Below are 20,938 nucleotides of genomic sequence, written 5' to 3'. Positions count from 1 at the left end.
GGAGTTCCCGATGAAATTCAAGTCCCATCTCACAGCAATCGCTGCGGCAACCACGCTGGCAATGCTGGCCGCAGGCGCGCAGGCGCAGACCGTGCGCATAGCCAACCAGGGCGACTCCCTTTCGATGGACCCGCACTCGCTCAACGAGTCGCTGCAGCTGTCTGTGACCGGCAACGTCTATGAGCCGCTGGTCGGCCGCGGCAAGGACCTGTCGCTCACCCCCGCACTCGCGACATCGTGGAAAGCCGTGTCGCCCACGGTGTGGCGCTTCGAACTGCGCAAGGGCGTCAAGTTCCATGACGGCAAGCCGTTCACTGCTGACGACGTCGTGTTCTCGCTCAAGCGTGCGGCCGATGACGGCGGTGACTTCAAGGGCGTGGTCGGCGAAATCAAGGAAGTGCGCAAGGTCAGCGAATTCGTGGTCGACGTCGAAACCAAGGCGCCGTTCCCCATCCTGCCGGACCAGCTTTCCACCACCTACATCATGAGCAAGGCCTGGTGCGAAGAAAACCAGGCTGCGCGCCCGGTGGACCGTCGCAAGGGCATCGAGAACGCCGCGTCGTTCCGCGCCAATGGCACAGGCCCCTATCGCCTGCGTGAGCGCCAGCCGAATGTGCGCAGCACCTTCACCCGCAACGGCAGCTACTGGGGCAAGATCGACGGCAACGTGCAGGACGTGATCTTCACGACCATCGGCAATGACGCCACGCGCGTTGCAGCGCTGCTGACCGGCGAAGTCGACGTGATGGAGCCCGTGCCGCTGCAGGACGTCGAGCGCATCAATGCGTCGGCCGGCGCGAAGGTCATCGTCGGCCCCGAGCTGCGCACGATCTTCCTGGGCATGGACCAGGCGCGCAACGAACTGCTCTACTCCAACATCAAGGGCAAGAACCCCTTCAAGGACAAGCGCGTCCGCCAGGCGGTGTACCAGGGCATCGACATCGAATCGATCCAGAAGACGGTCATGCGCGGCGCGTCCAAGCCGACGGCCCTCATGTTCGGGCCTGGCATCAACGGCTTTGCAGACGACCAGAACAAGCGCCTGCCTTACGACCCGGATGGCGCGAAGAAGCTGCTGGCCGACGCGGGTTATCCGCAAGGCTTCGAAGTGACCATGAACTGCCCCAACGATCGCTACGTCAACGACGCGCGCATCTGCCAGGCAGTGGCTGCCAACCTCTCGCGCATCGGCGTGAAGATCAACCTCGCTGCAGAAACCAAGGGAACCTACTTCCCCAAGATCCTGCGCCGCGACACGAGCTTCTACATGCTCGGCTGGACGCCCACCACCTATGACGCGCACAACGCGTTCAATGCGCTGACCCGCTGCCCCGACGACAAGGGCACCGGCCAGTTCAACCTGGGCGCTTACTGCAACCCCGAACTCGACAAGCTGACCCTTGCGATGCAGGGTGAGACCGACAAGGCCAAGCGCACCACGATGATCCGCAGTGCGTCCAAGATCCACAGCGACGACATCGGCCACATCCCGCTGCACCAGCAGTCGCTGGCCTGGGGCGTGAGCAAGAAGGTTGAACTGGTCCAGCTCGCCGACAACTTCATGCCCTTCAAGTGGATCACCGTCAAGAAGTGAAACAGACCCTTGCCCGCTGGTTCGATAGCGATGTCGGCTACAGCTTTCGCACCTCCCCGGTTGCGATGCTGGCCGGCGCCATCGCCTTCGTGTGCCTCTTCTGCTCCGTCTTTGCAGGCTGGGTAGCGCCGCACAACCCGTTCGACCTGACGACCCTGGTGCTGTCCGATGCACGGCTTCCGCCGGCATGGGATGCGCTCGGTTCGCGCAAGTATTTGCTGGGTACAGACGACCAGGGCCGGGACATCCTGTCGGCCCTGATCTACGGTGCCCGCATCTCGCTGGTCGTCGGCATCGCGTCGGTCGTCTTCTCGATGATCATTGGCGTGTCGCTCGGGTTGCTCGCTGGTTTTCGCGGCGGCTGGATCGACACCTTCCTCATGCGCCTGTGCGATGTGATGCTGTCGTTTCCATCCATCCTGGTCGCGCTGCTGATCGCGGGTGTCGGGCGTGCCATGTTCCCCCAGGCGCACGAGGGGCTAGCCTTCGGCGTGCTGATCGTCTCGATCACGCTCACGGGTTGGGTGCAGTACGCGCGCACGGTGCGCGGCTCGACCATGGTCGAACGCAACAAGGAATACGTGCAAGCCGCGCGAGTGACCGGCGTGGCGCCGCTTCGAATCATGGTGCGGCACGTGTTGCCGAACGTGACCGGCCCGGTGCTGGTGCTGGCCACGATTCATGTGGCCTCTGCCATCATCACCGAAGCCACGCTGTCGTTCCTGGGCGTGGGCGTTCCGCCGACCTCGCCATCGTTGGGCACGCTGATCCGCGTGGGTAACGATTACCTCTTCTCCGGCGAGTGGTGGATCACCATCTTCCCGGGTGTCATGCTGATCCTGATCGCGCTGTCGGTGAACCTGCTGGGCGACTGGCTGCGCGACGCGCTCAACCCGAGACTTCGTTGAGAGCACAAGAACAATGAGTCTCCTGCAAGTACAAAACCTCATCGTCGAATTCCCTGGCCGGCGCGGCACCTTGCGCGCCATCGACGACATCTCCTTCGACATCGCACCCGGCGAAATCCTGGGCGTGGTCGGAGAATCCGGCGCGGGCAAGTCGCTCACAGGCGCGGCGATCATCGGCCTCTTGGAGCCGCCGGGCCGCATCGCATCAGGCCAGGTGCTGCTGGAAGGCCAGCGCATCGACAACATGACGTTCGACCAGATGCGTCACATACGCGGGCGCAAGATCGGCGCGATCTTCCAGGACCCGCTGACCTCGCTCAATCCGCTGTACACCATCGGACGCCAGCTGACGGAGACGATACAGGCGCACTTGCCAGTCAATGATGCGGAAGCCAAGCGTCGCGCGATCGGCCTGCTCGAAGACACCGGCATCCCTGCAGCCGCGGAGCGCATCGATCACTACCCGCACCAGTTCTCCGGCGGCATGCGACAGCGCGTCGTGATTGCGCTGGCGCTTGCGGCTGAGCCCAAGCTGATCGTCGCCGACGAGCCGACCACGGCGCTTGATGTGTCCATCCAGGCGCAGATCATCCAGCTGCTCAAGCGTATCTGCAAGGAGCGCGGCGCTGCCGTCATGCTGATCACGCACGACATGGGCGTGATCGCCGAAACCTGCGACCGCGTAGCCGTGATGTATGCCGGTCGCATTGCTGAAATCGGCCCGGTGCATGAAGTCATCAACCAGCCGGCGCATCCGTACACATCCGGCCTGATGGCCGCGATCCCGGACATCACCATCGACCGCGAGCGCCTGAACCAGATCGATGGATCGATGCCGCGCCTGACCGCCATCCCCAAGGGCTGCGCGTACAACCCGCGCTGCCCGCGCGTGTTCGACCGCTGCACGGTTGAACGGCCCGAGTTGCTCGACGCGGGTGCCACTCGCGCGGCTTGCTGGCTGCACGATGCGCATGGCGTGGTGACTCGCTCTGCCAGCGTCGGAGCCACAGCATGAGCGCGGCACCCGTCACGACTGCCCCACTGGTCCAGGCGCGCGACCTCGCCAAGACCTTCGATGTATCCGCCCCGTGGCTCAATCGCGTGCTCGAGCGCAAGCCGCGCCAGTTGCTGCGAGCCGTCGACGGCGTGAGCTTTGAAATCCAGAAGGGCCAGACGCTCGCGCTCGTCGGTGAATCCGGCTGCGGCAAGAGCACGGTCGCCCGCCTGCTGGTGGGTTTGTACGAGCCCACACGCGGCGGCTTCACCTTCGACAACCAGGACGCGCACGCTGCATTCAAGACGCCGGAAGGCCGGCAGTTGCGAAGGCGCATCCAGATGATTTTCCAGGACCCGTACGCGAGCCTGAACCCGCGCTGGATCGTGGAAGACATCGTGGGCGAGCCCCTGAAAGAACACAACATCATCACCAACGGTGCCGAGCTCAAGGACCGCGTGGGCGAGTTGTTGAAGTCGGTGGGCCTGTCGCCGCTGGACATGGTGAAGTACCCGCACCAGTTCTCGGGCGGCCAGCGCCAGCGCATCTCGATCGCGCGCGCGCTCGCAACCGAACCTGAGTTCCTCGTGTGCGACGAACCCACCTCTGCGCTCGATGTGAGCGTGCAGGCGCAGGTCCTCAACATCATGAAGGACCTGCAGCGAGAGCGCGGCCTCACCTACCTCTTTATCTCGCACAACCTCGCGGTGGTGCGCCACGTCAGCGACCAGGTCGGCGTGATGTACCTGGGGCGGCTGGTCGAGTTGGCAGGCAAGCACCAGCTGTTTGGCAATCCACGCCATCCGTACACCAAGATGCTGCTGGATGCGATTCCGAAGATGCATGACACGGGTCGCCAGCGCACGCCCGTATCCGGTGAAGTGCCCAATCCGCTGAACCCGCCGACGGGTTGCGCCTTCAATCCGCGCTGCCCTCACGCCAACGAGCGCTGCCGCGTCGAGCGTCCTGCGCTGCTGGAGATCGAAGGCATCCGCATCGCCTGCCACGGCGTGGAAGAAGGCCGCATCTGACCCAACGTGACGCCGCATCGCTGACGCTGCGCAAGGGCGAGCTGCGCGATGCGGCGACCATTGCTGCGTTCAACGCGGCGATGGCGCTGGAGACCGAGCACAAGGTGTTGATGCCCGAGGTGATCGGTGCGGGCGTGCGCCGCCTCATTGAAAACCCGGCGATGGGTTTCTACATCGTTGCGCAAGACGAGAGTGGCGAAGTCGTCGCGGGGCTGATGATCACCAACGAGTGGAGCGACTGGCGCAACGGCATCTTCTGGTGGATCCAGAGCGTGTACGTCGTCAAGGACTGGCGTCGGCAAGGTGTGTACCGGCGACTCTACGAATACGTGCGCGACCTCGCGAAGGCTGATGCCGCTGTCTGCGGATTTCGCCTCTACGTCGAGAAAGACAACGACATTGCGCAGCAGACCTATGCGGCGCTCGGTATGACGCCGACGGACTACCTGATTTATGAAGAGCTCAAGGTCGGGGTCGAGTACTTCACCAGACCCCACGACTAACTCTCCGGAACTAATTCACTGAAAAAGTGAGTCATTAAGTATTGCAATAACGTTAGAGTTCAAGCTTTAACGGGAGCAATATTGAGAGACTGGATCGTCAGGGCGGCGCTGGCGTTTGCGCTGCTTTCATGGGGGATCGCTGCGCAAGCGGCCCCTTGCGTCATTGAAGGGAAAACGTACGAATGTGTTCCCAACATTTCGTCCCCTTGGGCTTACACCGCAACCGCTGCGTCCGGTTTCGCCTCACCGCAATTTTCGAGCGCGGGTGCGGCGGTGGGGTTCACCCAGTCGGCCTTCAACACTTTTTTCACGCAAATCACCTACTCGCTCAGCTACGGATCGCTTTCCGGATGGACCCTGGGCTCACGCGGTCAGCGGCAGTATGCGTCGATGCAAATCAACGTCGTCTGGTCCCAGGGCCAGCCCGCAGAAACCGCCTGGCTCACCGTGGTGGGGCAGCGCGAACCGTTCACCTGCCCTGCTGGCTACACCGAGTATTGGCCGAACGACGGCGGGATCTATTGGGCCGGAACCTATGAAGGGCCGCTTTGCTATGGCGCGAAGCCGCTGCGGATTGTGGCTATCGATCCGGGCCATGGGCTCAGCTGCGCAGCAAAAGGGCTGCCCCCTGGAACGATCGGTCTGACCGACTTTCCCGCTTCCAATCCACCGCCAGGCAAACTGAAGGAGGACAACCTCACCGTTGCAATTGCACTTGAAATCGAGCGAGTGCTACCGCCGACTGCTTACAAGGTGGTGCTTACCAAGCGCAATGTGAATGACTGTCCGACCTACCTTCAGCGGGGAGCCAAGGCGGCTTTCGAACGAGCCGAGGTGTTCATCTCGATTCACGCGAACGCTCCGGCGATCGTGCCAGGCACGGCAATTTCCTTCCCATTTGCGCACGGTTCGTCTACGCATTACCACATCCTAAAACCGCAATCGAAGCCGCTCGCCGACTTGTTGGCCAGTTCCGTTTCCTCCAGCCTCGGCGTTAACAACAGGGGTAGCAGGGTGGAAATCGACGATATAGCCGTACTCAAACCCAATGTGACAAGGATGACCGCGGTGCTCGTTGAAACCGCGCGAGTCTCCGGCAAAGACGAGGAGCGCCTTCATTCCCCGGACGCACCCGCTCGAATAGCTGCTGCGGTAAGAAGCAGCCTCGACGCATTCTTTGGCAACTAAGAAATCCAACAAATGATGAAAATCTTGAACCTGACAATTCGCACGATGGCTGCGAGTCTGGCGTTGGCGGCAACTCTCGCATTCGCTTCTCCGGACAAAGTCGGCGTGATTGCCACCTCCCCCTCGCCGTCCCCACTCGGAACGGAGATCGTTTTTTCAGCCGACTTTGACGGTCCCAGTCGTTTATGGGCAGTACGATTTGACGGGACAGGTCTGCGGCGAGTGACTTCGGCCGCGCAGTCGAACCCGAGGGTTTTGCACTCGGATCCCGTTTGGTCGCCCGACGGGCGAACAATCGCCTACACCGTCGTGGACGGTGAGAAAAGCGATATCTGGATCACGCTCCCTAACGGGGCCGCGCTGGCAAAGCTGACGTCCAACGGCGCCCGGAACTGGAAACCCGCGTGGTCACCAGATGGATCAAAGATTGCTTTTGTCTCCGACATGCACGGGACATATGACATTTGGCTGATGAATGCGAACGGGAGTCAACAGCAGCAATTGACGTCGTTGCCACAGCAGGAACACGGTCCCAGCTTCTCTCCGGCAGGCAACGAAATTGTTTTTTCCGTAACGGACCGGGAAACAGCCCGGCTGATGACGATCAAAACCGACGGAACCAGTCTGAAAGCCATCACCTCGACCGGCTTCTTCGATTGGGACCCTGACTGGGGCAGCTCCGGTATTGTGTTCTCGACGAGCCGGGACGAACGGTTGCAGGGACATCTGCTCTGGATGGTGCAGCCGGATGGATCAGGCTTGAGAAAGCTCCCGGCTTCTTACGGCTATGACCCCATGTGGACCAAGACGGGGCAGATCGTGGTCACCGAAGAACCGGTGAAGTCCAAGGCGATGGCATCCATCGCCATCCAGAATGCCGACGGCAGCGGTCGCCGGACACTGGTGGATGTACAGGGCTACACCGCAGCCGTTGACATCCGCCCCGGCAAGTCAACCAACAACATCAACCCGCGCAGCCGGGGCAAAGTCAAAGTCGCCATCCTTTCGACATCGACCTTCGATGCCCCCAAGCTGGTCAAGCAATCCACATTGACTTTCGGTCGCACCGGCAGCGAACCGTCGCTCAATCAGTGCATGCGCGCAAGGGACGTCAACAACGACGGCATCGCCGATCTGGTATGCCGCTTCAACCTGAGCGCTACTGGCTTTCGTTCGGGAGACCCGGTTGGCATTGTCCGCTTCGACAATCGCGAGGGCGTGCCGTACGAGGGACGGGATTCTGTCGTCATCGTGCCGCAGGACGACCCGGAAGATTTCGAGGACTGATGCGTTGTGCGAAGCAGAAGCGTTCACGCGTACCGTTTGCTCCGCAAATTGTTCTTCATCTCGCGCAGGATCGGTTGCAGCTTCGCTCCGATCCGCAGTGAGACGGCTGTCGCGAGCACATCGATGATCATCAGGTGCAGCAGTCGCGACACCATCGGGCTGTATCGGTCATAGCCTTCGGGGTGATCGGCGGCCAGATGAATGTGACCGGCTGTCGCCAGTGGCGATCCGGTGGCAGTCAGCACAATCGTCGTCGCACCGTTCTTTCGCGCAATGTCGCAGGCATCCATCAGGTCGCGCGTGCGGCCCGAGTTCGAGATCACGACAAGGCAATCGCCCGCGCCCAGCATCGACGCGCTCATCACCTGCATGTGGCCGTCGCTGTGCGCGATGGTGTTCACGCCCAGGCGAAAGAACTTGTGCTGCGCATCCTGTGCCACGATGCCCGAATTGCCCACGCCGTAGAACTCGATACGCCGGCCCTGCTTGCAGGCTGCGGCGAGCACATCAACCGCCTTCTCGATCACCGAGCTCGACGCGTCATTGCGGTACTTCAAGAACGCCGCCACGGTGTTGTCGATCACCTTGACCAGCACATCCGATGTCTTGTCGTCCGCATCGACACTGCGATGAATAAAGGGCACGCCCTCGCTCACGCTTCCCGCGAGCTTGAGCTTGAAATCGGAAAGGCCGTCGTAACCCACGCTGCGGCAGAAACGAACAACAGTGGGTTTGCTCACCTGCGCGCGCTCGGCCAGTTCGCTCACGGGTAAATTCGCAAAGGTGCGCGGGTCACTCAGCACCAGGCGACCCACGCGCTGCTCGGCGGGCGCGAGGGATGGCAGCGAAGCCTTGATGCGATCGAGCATGTGGGATCAGTGATGACGTTCAGCGCGCGGTCAGCACTCTTCGTTCCAGCAGAAGTTGTCACGCGCGATCAGCGCACTCGCCGCGCTCGGTCCCCAGGTACCAGCGGCATAAGGACGCGGACCGGCAGCGTCATTGCGCCAGTGCTCCAGGATCGGCTCAACCCAGCGCCATGCTTCTTCCTGCTCGTCGCTGCGCACGAACAGGTTCAGGCGACCGTCGATCACATCCAGCAGCAAGCGCTCATAAGCGCCGACGCGCTCCGACCCAAAGCGCTTGTCGAAATCAAGATCGAGGTGCACAGGCGCGAGCGACGGCACGGCCCCCTTGCTCGCCTGACGCAGTTCCTGCCCCTGCGCGAGCAGGTGCAACTCCAGTCCGTCCTTGGGCTGCAGGTGGATGACGAGGCGGTTGGCCTCGCCCGACGGCGAGCGATAGATCGCATGCGGCGCCGGATGAAAACTCACCACGATTCGCGCATCGCGCCCCGCGAGACGCTTGCCCGTGCGGATGTAGAACGGCACACCGGCCCAGCGCCAGTTGGCGATCTCGGCGCGCAAGGCCACGAAGGTCTCTGTCGTGCTTTGCGGATTGACGCCAGGCTCATCGCGGTAGCCGGGTACGTCTTCGCCCTGAACCTTGCCGGCGGCGTACTGCCCGCGCACCACATGCTGGCCGAGCGTCTCGGGTGTCCATGCTTTCAATGAACGCAACACCTTGAGCTTCTCGTCGCGGATCGCATCGGCATGCGCGTTGATGGGCGGCTCCATCGCGAGCGCGCAGACGAGTTGCAGGGCATGGTTTTGCACCATGTCTCGCAGCGCGCCGGTCTGGTCGTAGAACGCGCCGCGCTTTTCCACGCCGAGGTCTTCGGCGATGGTGATCTGGATGTTGGCAATGTTCTCGCGCCGCCACAGCGGCTCGAACAGGGCGTTGCCAAAGCGCAGCGCGAACAGGTTCTGCACCGACGGTTTGCCCAGGTAGTGATCGATGCGAAAGATCTGCCGTTCTGTGAATGCACGTCGCACCGCTTCATTGATCGCGCGATTGGAGGCGAGGTCGTGCCCGAGGGGTTTTTCCAGCACGATGCGCGTGTGCGGTGTATTCAGGCCCGAGGCCGCGAGCTGTTCGCAGACAGTCGTGAACAGCGATGGCGCGGTCGCCAGGTACATCACCACCGTGTCTGCGCCGCGCTCACGCAGGCTGGCGGCCAGGCGCTGGTAGTCGTCCGGGCGCGAGAGATCGACGCGCAGAAACTCCAGCATCGCTGCGAAGCGATCGAACTCTTCGGGACTGGGGCGCTTGGAGAGATCGACATCCGCAAACCGCGAGTGGATCAATTCCCGGTATTGCGCATTGCTCAGGTCGTCGCGTGCGACCCCGATGATCCGGCCACCCGCTGGCAGGGTTCCGTGGCGGAACGCCTGGAACAGGGCGGGCAGCAGTTTGCGCCAGGCGAGGTCGCCGGTGCCGCCAAAGAGGACGAGATCGAAGCTCATGGTCTTGCGGTGGAAGTGACGTGCCACTGTAACTTAGTTTCACCTCATCGGTGCCGCAGCGGCCACTGGTATTCGTTTGCGGATTTCACTGGTGTTTTCCCCAAGCTGCTCACCTGCTGGCGGAGACTATTCTCGAAAGCGTAACCAAATTACTTTGAGGGTGATCCCATGAGAAAGTCGCTGCTGGCGTCGGCGTTTGCATTGGCCGGTGTTTCGTTTGGTGCGGCTGCGCAGGGGCAGGTCAACATCATCTGTTCGGTGCAGGCCGACTGGTGCAACAACATGGCCACCGTGTATTCGCGCACGACGGGCACCAAGGTCAACGTCGCGTTGAAGGGCTCGGGCGAAGCACTCGCGCAGCTCATCGCCGAAAAAGAGAACCCGAAGACCGACGTCTGGTTCGGCGGCACCGGCGACCCGCACCTGCAGGCGGCCGAGCAGGGCCTCTCGCTCGAATACAAATCGCCGACCCTTACGCAACTGCATCCCTGGGCGCAAAAGCAGGCGCAGCAGTCGGGCTTCAAGACGGTGGGCATCTACTCGGGCCCGCTCGGCTTTGGCTACAACCCCGAGCTGCTGGCCAAGAAGAAGCTGCCTGTTCCCAAGACATGGTCCGACCTGCTCAAGCCGCAATACAAGGGCGAGATCCAGGTGGCCAATCCCGCATCGAGCGGCACCTCGTACACCATGATCGCAACGCTCGTGCAGTTGATGGGCGAAGACAAGGCCTTCGAGTACCTCAAGGGCCTGCACAAGAACATCAGTACCTACACGCGCTCTGGCACCGGCCCCATCAAGGCGGTCGCGCGCGGCGAGACGGCCGTGTCGATCAGCTTCGTGCATGACGGCCCCGGCGAAAAGATGAACGGGTTTCCGGTCGAGACGATCACGCCCGCCGATGGCACGGGCGCCGAGATCGGCTCGATGAGTCTGATCAAGGGCTCCCGCAACCTCGAAGCCGCCAAGAAGTTCTATGAATGGGCGCTGACCCCCAGCGCGCAGGAGATCGCCTTCGCAGCGAAGTCGTTCCAGGTGCCTTCGAACAAGGGCGCCAAGGTTGACCCCAACGTGCCTGATTTCAAGAAGATCAGGTTCATCGACTACGACTACGCCAAGTACGGCTCAAGCACTGAGCGCAGGCGTCTTATCTCCCGCTGGGAAAAGGATGTGAACTCGCTGCCCCGTTGAAAACACCGGCCGCCAATCTCGCTATCTGGGCATGGCTCGTCACGGGCCTGCTCGGCTACTTGCTGCTGCCCTGGTATGCGCTGCAAGATGGCAACGGCCTGCTGGCCTTCCCTTTTGTCTTCGGCAGTGATGACAAGGCGAACGGACTCATGCAGGCCGCCGTGTACGGGCGCAGCTGGCTCTGGCTGGGGCTGGTTGGCTTGGTCGTCGCTGCGTTCGGCGCGATGCAGCAGCCGGGTCGCAAGCAGGGTGCGCTGCTGATCGCAGGTGGCCTCATCGGCGTGTTGGGTCTGGGCCTGGCGGGCTTCCTGATCGGCGCGAAGGGCTGGAACAGCGAGCTGCTCAATCGCAGCTTCGGCGAGCTTGCCAAAAACCAGTTCGGCATCGGCTGGGGCGGCTTCGTTGCGTTGGCTTCGCTCATCGTCATCACTGCATTGGGCATCGCGCGGCGCGGCTTCTTCAAGGGCGATTTGTTCATCGCTGCGGCCGTCGTCGGCTGCGGAACATTGCTGGCCCTGTTCATCCTGTTCCCCGTCCTGAAGGCGCTGGCAAGTGCGTTCTACACCGAGGAAGGGCGCATCTCCATCGCCGCGATGTGGGAGCGGATCGGCAACGAACGCAATTTCGGCCTCAACTGCTTGTACGGCGGCGTGCGCTGCGGCGTGGCTTGGAACACCTTGTTCCTGGGCCTGCTGACTGCGTTCAGCACCACCGTGCTCGGAACCTTGATGGCGCTGATGGCCGAGCGCGCGGGCAGCCGCTATTCAAAGCCGCTCAACATCCTTGCGATGCTGCCGATCATCACGCCGCCGTTTGTCGTGGGACTCGGCCTGATCCTGTTGTTTGGCCGCGCGGGCATCGTCAACCAGTTGCTCGAATCGTGGTTCGGCCTTGCGCCATCGCGCTGGTTCTATGGCTGGTTCGGCGTATGGATCGCGCAGACATTTGCGTTCACCCCCATCGCATTCATGATCATGCGCGGCGTGGTGCAGGGCGTCGCGCCCAGCCTGGAAGAGGCTGCGCAAACATTGCGCGCGAGCCCCCAGCGCACCTTCATGACGGTGACGCTGCCGCTGCTCAAGCCCGGCCTTGCCAATGCCTTCCTGGTCGGCTTCATCGAAAGCATGGCCGACTTCGGCAACCCGGTCGTGGTCGGCGGCCAGTTCTCGGTGCTGTCCACGGAAATCTTCTTTGCGATCGTCGGCGCGCAATACGACCAGGGCCGCGCCGCATCGCTCGCATGGATACTCACGCTGTTCGCGCTGGGCGTGTTTGCGCTGCAGCGCTTCGTGCTCGGCAAACGCAGCTACACCACCGTGAGCGGCAAGGGTGATTCAGGCGTGGCGATGCCGCTGCCGCCGCGCGTGCGCAAGTTCGTGTACGGCATCGCGCTGCCGTGGATGGCCTTCACCCTCGTCGTGTACCTCTTCGCCTTCGCCGGCGGCTTCGTGCAGACATGGGGACGCGACTACACATTGACACTCGCACACTTCAGGACTGCGTTCTCGCTGGAGTGGGGACAGTTCGGGCTGGTGTGGGCGGGCACTGCCTGGAACTCGTTCTTCACGACGATCAAGCTCGCGGCGATTTCCGCGCCGATGACCGCGACGCTGGGCCTGCTCATCGCGTACCTGCTGGCTCGCACCGAGTTCAAGGGCCAGGGACTGTTCGAGTTTTCCGCATTGCTGGCGTTTGCGATTCCCGGCACGGTGCTGGGCGTGAGCTACATCCTGGCCTTCAACGTGCCGCCGTTCGAACTCACGGGCACCGGGCTCATCATCGTGCTGTGCTTCATGTTCCGTAATCTGCCGGTGGGTGTGCGGGCGGGCACAGCCGCATTCAAGCAGCTTGATCGATCACTTGACGAAGCCTCGGTCATGCTGCGTGCGTCCAGCGTGCAGACGCTGCGCTACGTGGTGCTGCCGCTGCTCAAGCCTGCACTGGTCGCGGCGCTCGTCTACAGCTTCGTGCGCGCGATCACCACGGTGTCGGCGGTGATCTTCCTGGTCACGGCAGAGAACGAACTCGCCACGACCTACATCATCGGCCGCGTCGGCAATGGTGATTACGGTGTGGCGCTTGCGTACTGCACGGTGCTGATCATTCTCATGAGCGGTGTGACCGCATTGATCCAGTTTCTGGTCGGCGAGCGCAAGCTCGGACGGCGCAAGCATGTGGCGCCTTTGTCAGCGCAGGGAGCGACTTGATGGCTACCGCAGATTCTGCAAACGGCATTGAATTTCGCAACGTCACCAAGCGCTATGGCAGCGATGTCTCGGCGCCGATGGCGGTCAGGGGCATCAGCTTTCGCGCGGCCACGGGCACGCTCACCACCATCCTCGGACCGTCGGGCTGCGGCAAGACCACCACGCTGCGCATGATCGCGGGCCTCGAGTCGCCGACTTCCGGGCAGATCTTCATCGAAGGACGCGACGTGACCACGCTGGGCCCTGCCGAGCGCAACGTGAGCATGATGTTCCAGAGCTATGCACTGTTTCCGCACATGAACGTGCTGGAGAACGTGGGATACGGATTGAAGATGTCGGGCGTCTCGCCAGCATCGACGCGCACGCGCGCTGTCGATGCTCTACGCAACGTCGGGCTGGTCGGCTTCGACGATCGCTTGCCCAGCGAGCTGTCGGGCGGCCAGCAGCAACGCGTGGCACTGGCTCGCGCGCTGGTGCTGGAGCCCGCGGTGCTGCTGTTTGACGAGCCGCTGTCCAACCTGGACGCGCGTCTGCGGCGTGAGATGCGCGAGGAGATTCGCTCACTGCAGCAGCGGCTCAAATTGACAGTCGCCTATGTCACGCACGACCAGAGCGAGGCGCTGGCAGTCAGCGATCAGATCATCGTGATGGACCACGGTGTCATCGCGCAAAGCGGCACGCCGCAGGATCTCTATGAGTATCCGACCACCGAATTCGTGGCGGGCTTCATGGGCGAGGCCATGCTGTTTCCAGCACGCGCAGATGCCGCAGGTTCCGTCGCTTTGGGGCCGCTGCGCATCCGTGCGCGCCACGCCTTGAACGAAGGTGCGGTCAAGGTCGCGGTGCGACCAGAGGCGTGGCATATCGGGCCACCGGGCGTGGGCCTGGCCGCGCGCCTTGCCAAGCGCGCCTACCTGGGCAGCATCTACGAGTACACCTTCGAGACGGAACTGGGGCCTATTTTTGTCGTGTCGTCCGACCTGGGGCGCGTGCTTGAGCTGGGCAGCGATGTAGGGCTGGGGCTGGCCGATCACGGCGTGTCGGTCGTGCAGGTCGGGTAAGCCAATCTGCAGTCCAGGGCGGCCCACGGCGCTGCGTTCGCGGGCAATAATGCGCGCATGAATCAACCCGATAGGCCGCGCTGTGACGAAACGCCAGCATGGCGCGCTCTGCAGCATCTGTGGGGCGAAGGCGCGCGTGGTTTTGATCTGCGCAATGCTTTCAAGACCGATGAAGGCCGTCTTGCGGCTTTCAGCCAGCACGCACCTCATGTGTTTGCAGACCTCTCCAGGAACCTGATCGACGCGCGCGCCCAGGCGTTGCTGATGCAGCTCGCGCGCGAGTGTGGGCTCCAAGCGCATCGGGATGCGATGTTCGCCGGCGAGCTCATCAACAACACCGAGGAACGTGCGGTCAAGCACTGGCTGTTGCGCACGCCCAGAGGCGCGGTGAGCGATCCCGACCTCGCCGAAGTCCACGACACGCTCGATGCGATGCTCGCGTATGCGTCGCAGGTACGCGGCGATACGGCTATCACCGACATCGTGAACATCGGCATTGGCGGCTCGGACCTCGGGCCGCAGATGGCCGTGGCGGCGCTTGAGGCCTATGCGGTTGCGGGCAAGCGCTTTCACTTCGTCTCCAATGTGGATGGGCACGAGATCGATGGCGTGCTCAAACGTGTGCGCCCCGAGAGCACCTTGTTCCTGGTTGCCTCCAAGACGTTCACGACCATCGAGACCATGACCAATGCGCGTTCGGCAAAGGCTTGGTTCGAGTCGCAGGGCGGACGCAACATTGCACGGCATTTCGCCGCGCTCACCACCAACATCAGCGCGGCGCGCGAGTTCGGTATCACCACGACGTTCGGGTTTCGTGACTGGGTGGGTGGACGCTATTCGCTGTGGTCGGCGATCGGGTTGCCGATTGCGATTGCCATCGGCGCGCAAGGGTTTCGATCGCTGCTGCAAGGCGCACACGAGATGGACATGCACTTCCAGACGGCTGCGCTGGAGAGCAACCTGCCGGTGCGGCTGGGACTGCTCGATGTCTGGTATCGCAACTTCCACGGTTTTGCCAGCCGCAGCATTGCGCCGTATCACAGCCACCTGAAACGACTGCCTGCATACCTGCAGCAACTGGAGATGGAAAGCAACGGCAAGCGTGTCGATGCGCAGGGCCGCGCCATGGGTGTCGAGACATCGCCTGTGCTGTGGGGCGAGCCCGGCACCAATGGGCAGCATGCCTACTTCCAGATGCTGCACCAGGGCACGCAGGTGACGCCGGTGGAATTCATTGCGGTCAAACAGCCCGCACACGACCTGGGCGACCATCACCTGCAATTGATGGCCAACGCGATCGCGCAGGCGCAGGCGCTGATGCAGGGCCAGCACGATGCAGGCGGTCATCGCGACTTTCCGGGCAATCGTCCCAGCACTTTCTTTGTGCTGGACCGGCTGGAGCCGGCAAGTCTTGGTGCGTTCCTGGCGCTTTACGAGCACCGCGTGTTTGTGAGCGGATCGATCTGGGGCATCAACAGCTTCGACCAGTGGGGGGTCGAGCTGGGCAAGGTTCTCGCCAGGGACATCTCGGCGCGGCTGGCCAGTGGCGATGTCGCGGGACTGGATGCGTCGTCTGCGGCGCTGGTGCGCATGCTGTCACCACGTTGAGCCGCCGCTCATCTTCTGGCTATCTTCTCGCGGGGGTTGGGCATATCATCGCCGCGGGACTGTTCCCGGCAGACGAGATGAGGAGCGCGCATGGACGACATCAAACAGGCAGTCACGACCTGCTTTAACAAGTACGTCGATTTCAAGGGCCGCGCCGCGCGTCCCGAGTTCTGGTGGTTCGCGCTGTTCCAGTTCGTCGTGCTGGCCATCCTGGGCATGTTGCACAACTTTCTCTATGCGATTGGCGTGCTGGCGATGCTCTTGCCTGCGCTCGCCGTGGGCGCACGCCGCTTCCACGACATCGGCAAGAGCGGCTGGTTCCTGCTGCTGGGCCTGATCCCCTTGGTGGGCTGGTTGATCCTGATCTATTTCTTCGTGCAACCCAGTGGACCTGCCAACGAGTGGGGCCAGCCGCAGGGTCCCGTCGAGGCCGGACCCCCGATGGCACCCGGCCAGCAATAAGCCTGAGCATCGCTCGATGACGCAACGATCGGTTACCGTCCGACAACAAATCGGCACGGTACCGACACCCCGTCTCAACTGCATTGGCGTTCAATGACTTCATGCGGACATGCCTGTCCGCCAAGGAGTCCACATGAACAAGCTCATCGTTTCATCATTGATTGCCGTCACGCTTGCAGCGGGCGGCACTGCCTTTGCCCAAGGTGCAGAAGGCCAGGCTGGTTCGGCCTACAACAACAACCAGGTTGATTACGGCCCTGTCCCCGGCTCGGCCGCGTACTACGGCAACAGTGGCTTCACGCCCCCGCCCACCGTGTATTGGGCCGGCCGCCGGTATTACTCCACGCCGTATGCCGCGCAGCGCGTGCCGGTCTATCCCTATGGCAACCAGTACCGCGGCACAGCCCGCGACCGCGATGGCGACGGCGTAGCCAACCGCCGCGACCGCTGGCCCGACGACGCCTCCAGAAGCTAAGCGAAGCAGCCGCTCCGCGAGCGGCACGAGGATCGGCCGAAGCAACGCGCAGGCCGACCCACCATGAAAAAAGCCGGGCTCTGCCCGGCTTTTTGATCTGACCAAACCACTCCAAAAACGCGTGGCGTTTTTGGAGTGAAGTGCCTTACATGTCCATACCGCCCATGCCACCCATACCGCCCATGCCGCCAGGCATGCCGCCGGCGCCGGACTCTTCCTTCGGTGCTTCGGCAATCATGGCTTCGGTCGTGAGCATCAGCGATGCAACCGATGCTGCGTTCTGCAGTGCAGTACGCGTGACCTTGGTCGGGTCCAGAATGCCCATCTCGATCATGTCGCCATACGTGTCGTTGGCAGCATTGAAGCCGTAGTTGCCCTTGCCGGCCAACACAGCAGCCACAACCACCGAGGCTTCGCCACCGGCGTTGAACACGATTTCGCGCAGGGGCGATTCGATGGCGCGCAGCACCAGCTTGATGCCGGCTTCCTGGTCGGCGTTGTCGCCCTTGATTTCGCCAGCAGCTTGCTTGGCACGCAGCAGAGCCACGCCGCCGCCAGCCACGATGCCTTCTTCAACGGCTGCGCGGGTTGCGTGCAGTGCGTCTTCGACACGAGCCTTCTTTTCCTTCATCTCGACTTCGGTGGCAGCGCCAACCTTGATCACTGCAACACCGCCGGCCAGCTTGGCCACGCGCTCTTGCAGCTTTTCACGGTCGTAGTCGCTGGTCGCTTCTTCGATCTGGACGCGAACCTGCTTGACGCGGGCTTCGATGTCAGCGCCGGCGCCAGCGCCGTCGATGATCGTCGTGTTTTCCTTGCCCACTTCGATGCGCTTGGCCTGGCCCAGGTCAGCCAGCGTGACCTTCTCGAGCGTCAGGCCGACTTCTTCAGCGATGACCTTGCCGCCCGTCAGGATGGCGATGTCTTCGAGCATGGCCTTGCGACGATCGCCAAAGCCCGGAGCCTTGACGGCGACGACCTTCAGGATGCCGCGAATCGTGTTGACGACCAAAGTAGCGAGGGCTTCGCCTTCGACTTCTTCAGCAATCACCAGCAGCGGACGGCCAGCCTTTGCGACTTGTTCCAGGATCGGCAGCAGGTCACGGATGTTCGAAACCTTCTTGTCGTACAGCAGCACGAACGGGTTGTCGAGCAGGGCGGACTGCTTTTCAGGGTTGTTGATGAAGTAGGGCGACAGGTAGCCGCGGTCGAACTGCATGCCTTCGACGACTTCGAGTTCGCTGTCGAGCGACTTGCCGTCTTCAACGGTGATCACGCCTTCCTTGCCGACCTTGTCCATCGCGTCAGCGATGATCTTGCCGATGGTCTCGTCGCTGTTGGCCGAGATGGAGCCGACTTGCGCGATTTCCTTGGAGGTGGTGGTGGCCTTGGAGGCCTTCTTCAGCTCGGCGACCAGGGCCGTGACAGCCTTGTCGATACCGCGCTTGAGGTCCATCGGGTTCATGCCGGCGGCCACGTACTTCATGCCTTCGCGAACGATGGCTTGCGCGAGGACGGTAGCCGTCGTCGTGCCGTCACCGGCGATGTCGGACGTCTTGGAAGCGACTTCCTTGACCATCTGCGCGCCCATGTTCTGAAGCTTGTCCTTCAGTTCGATTTCCTTGGCGACGGACACGCCGTCCTTGGTCACGGTAGGGGCGCCGAACGAGCGCTCCAGAACCACATTGCGACCCTTGGGGCCAAGGGTGACCTTGACCGCGTTGGCCAGGATGTTCACGCCTTCGACCATGCGTGCGCGGGCTTCACCGCCGAAAATTACGTCTTTAGCTGCCATGTTTGTTTCTCCTGTCTTGACCGGGGGGATTATTCGACGACCGCGAAGAGGTCTTCTTCTTTCATGACGAGCAACTCGTCGCCATCGACCTTGACGGTCTGGCCGCTGTACTTGCCAAAGAGGACGCGATCGCCGACCTTGACGTTCATTGCAACCAGTTCGCCCTTGTCGCTCTTGCGGCCGGGGCCGACGGCCAGGACTTCACCTTGGTCCGGCTTTTCAGCCGTGTTGCCGGGCAGCACGATGCCGCTGGCGGTCTTTTCTTCTGCTTCGAGGCGTTTGACGATCACGCGATCGGCGAGGGGGCGAAGTTTCATTGCATCTCCTTGACTTGAAACGGGGAAATCTGAAAAGCGCCAACGAAGTTAGCGCTTATTAACGCGAGTGGAGCTCATGTGTTAGCACTCAACTCTAGCGAGTGCTAATCATAAGGCCATTTGGATAGTTTTCAAGCGCTGCAGCATGTTGTCGTGGCGTTGAAGGCCGGGACCTGCGCTAAAGTCGGCCGCCAAAATCACGGGTCCTCCCACTCCAGAAATGACACCTCACCAGGCCTGCGCCGCCAACTGCGGCAGTAGTGTTCTTACCCCGAAAGAAACGGCGCCCCCAGGTCGCCCTGCAAAGCCGGAGGTGCCCGATGACCTGAGCTTCCCGGTCCATCCGGCGCTGGGCATTTCCACGGTCATGGCAATCACGGGTTGCGCACTCGAAGCAGCTTCGCAACCCCAGAGCCTTGCGGGTCGCCTTGCACCGGCCATCAAGGTCACAGGTGCCGCAGGCATGTTGGCCAGCGCCCTTGCTGCACTGGCCGAGCTGGCCTGGATCGATGCGCGCGTTGCCAACGAGTCCCGGCGGGCGCGCCTGCCGGCCTCCCCAGGACCGGGTGCCGATCCTTCCTGGTCCTGCGCGCTCTAAGGCGTCAAAGCCCCGGCCGGGCTCAGCCGGGCTGCTTGACGATCCGCAGGTAAGGCTTGGGCGCAACCCAGCCGCCGGGGAACAGATCCTTGGCCTGCTCGTCGGTGACGGAGCCCGCGATGATCACGTCGTCGCCATGCTTCCAGTTCGCCGGCGTTGCTACCTTGTGTTTGGCGGTGAGCTGCATCGAGTCGAGCACGCGCAGGATCTCGTCGAAGTTGCGGCCGGTGGTCATCGGGTAGGTGAGCATCAGCTTGATCTTCTTGTCGGGTCCGATGATGAACACCGAGCGCACCGTGGCGTTGGTTGCTGCCGTGCGGCCGTCGGCGGAGCCCGGCTCTTCGGCCGGCAGCATGTTGTAGAGCTTGGCCACATGCAGGTCGGTGTCGCCGATCATGGGGTAGTTCACCTTGGAGCCCTGCGTCTCTTCGATGTCTGCGGCCCAAAGGCTGTGGTTGTCCACCGGGTCGATCGACAGGCCGATCAGCCGGGTGTTGCGCTTGGTGAACTCCGGCTCGATCTTGGCCATGTAGCCCAGTTCGGTCGTGCACACGGGCGTGAAGTCTTTCGGGTGCGAGAACAGCACAGCCCACTTGTCGCCGATCCACTCATGGAAATCGATTTCGCCGTGGGTGGTCTGGGCCTTGAAGTTGGGCGCCGTATCGTTGATGCGAAGTGACATGGTTGAGCTCCTGGTGATTTCGGGAAACGGCAACCATAGCGCATACCCCTGCCGATGAGGCACGCCGGGTCTTGCCATCGCGGGCGGGCGGGTCTATCGTGGGTGCGTCCCAGTGGACGAGCCAGGAGATGCCATGCAGAAGATCCTGATTGCAGTGGACGGTTCCGAGACATCGCTCGATGCGGTGCGCCACGCCATCGCGCTACGCGACCAGGGGCTGCGCGCGAGCCTGGTACTGGCGAACGTGCAGGAGCCGCCCACCTTCTACGAGATGCTCACCGTGCGGGACCCCGAGCGACTGGCCGGCCTGGGCACGGGAGCCGGTGAGCACCTGCTGCAGGAGGCGCGGCATCTGTGCGATTCATCGGGCATCGACTACGAGTTCGAAGTCGCATCCGGCGATCCGGCGCACACCCTTGCAGACGTGGCGGAGCGTTACGGATGCACATCCATCGTTGTCGGCGCGAGCGGCAAGGGTGGCACGGCCGACGGATGGCTCGGCTCGGTGTCGCACGAGCTGATCCACGTGTCGAATCTTCCTGTGACGGTGATCAAGCACGTTGAAGTGGATCGACAGGCGCAACAGGACGATCAGCAAGGCGAGCTGGCCGATCGACAAGACGAGGCCCTTCCCGTCACCGACGAACCGCAACCGGTGATGGGGCTGGCCTGAG

The 20,938-nt window shown here is 62.5% G+C and carries 20 protein-coding genes; 15 read left to right on the top strand and 5 right to left on the bottom strand.

Annotated elements, in window-relative coordinates:
* The first annotated feature begins 10 nt into the window (after positions 1–10).
* The 7 genes from AQ12_RS20160 to AQ12_RS22560 all read left to right on the top strand — a co-directional run bounded on the left by AQ12_RS20160 (position 11) and on the right by AQ12_RS22560 (position 7,505).
* On the top strand, positions 11–1,594 hold the full coding sequence (locus tag AQ12_RS20160; protein ID WP_048441757.1) for an ABC transporter substrate-binding protein: 1,584 nt from the start codon (positions 11–13) through the stop codon (positions 1,592–1,594).
* The gene (locus AQ12_RS20155) at positions 1,591–2,502 is read left to right on the top strand and encodes an ABC transporter permease (RefSeq protein ID WP_048441756.1); all 912 of its coding nucleotides are present in this window, start codon (positions 1,591–1,593) and stop codon (positions 2,500–2,502) included. Before AQ12_RS20160 ends, AQ12_RS20155 begins: the two co-directional genes overlap by 4 nt.
* A 13-nt stretch (positions 2,503–2,515) precedes the next feature.
* Positions 2,516–3,517, top strand: a complete 1,002-nt coding sequence (locus AQ12_RS20150; protein WP_048441755.1) for an ABC transporter ATP-binding protein — start codon at positions 2,516–2,518, stop codon at positions 3,515–3,517.
* Positions 3,514–4,527, top strand: a complete 1,014-nt coding sequence (locus AQ12_RS20145) for an ABC transporter ATP-binding protein (RefSeq protein ID WP_048441754.1) — start codon at positions 3,514–3,516, stop codon at positions 4,525–4,527. The genes AQ12_RS20150 and AQ12_RS20145 overlap by 4 nt, the downstream gene beginning before the upstream one ends.
* A gap of 80 nt (positions 4,528–4,607) precedes the next feature.
* Positions 4,608–5,030: a GNAT family N-acetyltransferase gene (locus tag AQ12_RS20140; RefSeq protein WP_082151704.1), complete on the top strand. Its 423-nt coding sequence runs from the start codon at positions 4,608–4,610 to the stop codon at positions 5,028–5,030.
* Between the two features lie 81 nt (positions 5,031–5,111).
* On the top strand, positions 5,112–6,218 hold the full coding sequence (locus tag AQ12_RS20135; protein ID WP_048441753.1) for an N-acetylmuramoyl-L-alanine amidase: 1,107 nt from the start codon (positions 5,112–5,114) through the stop codon (positions 6,216–6,218).
* A gap of 12 nt (positions 6,219–6,230) precedes the next feature.
* Entirely contained in the window at positions 6,231–7,505 is a 1,275-nt protein-coding gene (locus AQ12_RS22560; protein ID WP_082151703.1) for a TolB family protein, read from the top strand.
* A 23-nt stretch (positions 7,506–7,528) separates the two neighbouring features.
* On the opposite strand, the gene AQ12_RS20125 is transcribed toward AQ12_RS22560, so the two are convergent.
* Positions 7,529–8,374 carry a MurR/RpiR family transcriptional regulator gene (locus tag AQ12_RS20125; RefSeq protein ID WP_048441751.1) on the bottom strand — a complete coding sequence of 282 codons (846 nt, stop codon included), beginning with the start codon at positions 8,372–8,374 and terminating at the stop codon, positions 7,529–7,531.
* Between the two features lie 30 nt (positions 8,375–8,404).
* Entirely contained in the window at positions 8,405–9,871 is a 1,467-nt protein-coding gene (gene zwf / locus AQ12_RS20120; RefSeq protein WP_048441750.1) for a glucose-6-phosphate dehydrogenase, read from the bottom strand.
* A 168-nt stretch (positions 9,872–10,039) separates the two neighbouring features.
* Between zwf and AQ12_RS20115 the strand changes: the two genes are divergently transcribed.
* The 6 genes from AQ12_RS20115 to AQ12_RS20090 all read left to right on the top strand — a co-directional run bounded on the left by AQ12_RS20115 (position 10,040) and on the right by AQ12_RS20090 (position 16,872).
* A complete protein-coding gene (locus AQ12_RS20115) occupies positions 10,040–11,059 on the top strand; it encodes an ABC transporter substrate-binding protein (protein WP_048441749.1) in 1,020 nt (339 codons plus the stop codon).
* Positions 11,056–13,266 carry an iron ABC transporter permease gene (locus AQ12_RS20110; protein ID WP_238587779.1) on the top strand — a complete coding sequence of 737 codons (2,211 nt, stop codon included), beginning with the start codon at positions 11,056–11,058 and terminating at the stop codon, positions 13,264–13,266. Before AQ12_RS20115 ends, AQ12_RS20110 begins: the two co-directional genes overlap by 4 nt.
* Positions 13,266–14,327, top strand: coding sequence for an ABC transporter ATP-binding protein (locus tag AQ12_RS20105; RefSeq protein WP_048441747.1), 1,062 nt, complete (start codon positions 13,266–13,268; stop codon positions 14,325–14,327). Before AQ12_RS20110 ends, AQ12_RS20105 begins: the two co-directional genes overlap by 1 nt.
* Before the next feature lie 57 nt (positions 14,328–14,384).
* Positions 14,385–15,935, top strand: a complete 1,551-nt coding sequence (gene pgi / locus AQ12_RS20100) for a glucose-6-phosphate isomerase (protein WP_048441746.1) — start codon at positions 14,385–14,387, stop codon at positions 15,933–15,935.
* A 90-nt stretch (positions 15,936–16,025) separates the two neighbouring features.
* Complete coding sequence (locus tag AQ12_RS20095; RefSeq protein WP_048441745.1) at positions 16,026–16,397, top strand: DUF805 domain-containing protein; 372 nt, start codon at positions 16,026–16,028, stop codon at positions 16,395–16,397.
* Between the two features lie 133 nt (positions 16,398–16,530).
* Positions 16,531–16,872, top strand: coding sequence for a hypothetical protein (locus AQ12_RS20090; protein ID WP_048441744.1), 342 nt, complete (start codon positions 16,531–16,533; stop codon positions 16,870–16,872).
* A 145-nt stretch (positions 16,873–17,017) separates the two neighbouring features.
* Here the strand turns inward: AQ12_RS20090 and groL are convergent, their stop codons facing one another.
* Both groL and groES read right to left on the bottom strand, forming a co-directional pair.
* Complete coding sequence (groL, locus tag AQ12_RS20085) at positions 17,018–18,667, bottom strand: chaperonin GroEL (protein ID WP_048441743.1); 1,650 nt, start codon at positions 18,665–18,667, stop codon at positions 17,018–17,020.
* A gap of 29 nt (positions 18,668–18,696) precedes the next feature.
* Positions 18,697–18,984 carry a co-chaperone GroES gene (gene groES, locus AQ12_RS20080; RefSeq protein WP_048441742.1) on the bottom strand — a complete coding sequence of 96 codons (288 nt, stop codon included), beginning with the start codon at positions 18,982–18,984 and terminating at the stop codon, positions 18,697–18,699.
* A gap of 313 nt (positions 18,985–19,297) precedes the next feature.
* Between groES and AQ12_RS20075 the strand changes: the two genes are divergently transcribed.
* Entirely contained in the window at positions 19,298–19,582 is a 285-nt protein-coding gene (locus tag AQ12_RS20075) for a hypothetical protein (protein WP_048441741.1), read from the top strand.
* Between the two features lie 22 nt (positions 19,583–19,604).
* Here the strand turns inward: AQ12_RS20075 and AQ12_RS20070 are convergent, their stop codons facing one another.
* On the bottom strand, positions 19,605–20,264 hold the full coding sequence (locus AQ12_RS20070) for a peroxiredoxin (RefSeq protein WP_048441740.1): 660 nt from the start codon (positions 20,262–20,264) through the stop codon (positions 19,605–19,607).
* A gap of 133 nt (positions 20,265–20,397) precedes the next feature.
* On the opposite strand from AQ12_RS20070, the gene AQ12_RS20065 reads away from it, so the two are divergent.
* Entirely contained in the window at positions 20,398–20,937 is a 540-nt protein-coding gene (locus tag AQ12_RS20065) for a universal stress protein (RefSeq protein ID WP_082151702.1), read from the top strand.
* The last annotated feature ends 1 nt before the right edge of the window (position 20,938 follow it).

The organism is Caenimonas sp. SL110, assembly GCF_001044395.1.
Classification (GTDB): domain Bacteria; phylum Pseudomonadota; class Gammaproteobacteria; order Burkholderiales; family Burkholderiaceae_C; genus Ramlibacter.
The sequence above is the reverse complement of the archived record's forward strand: the minus strand, read 5'-3'. Positions and strand labels throughout refer to the sequence as shown.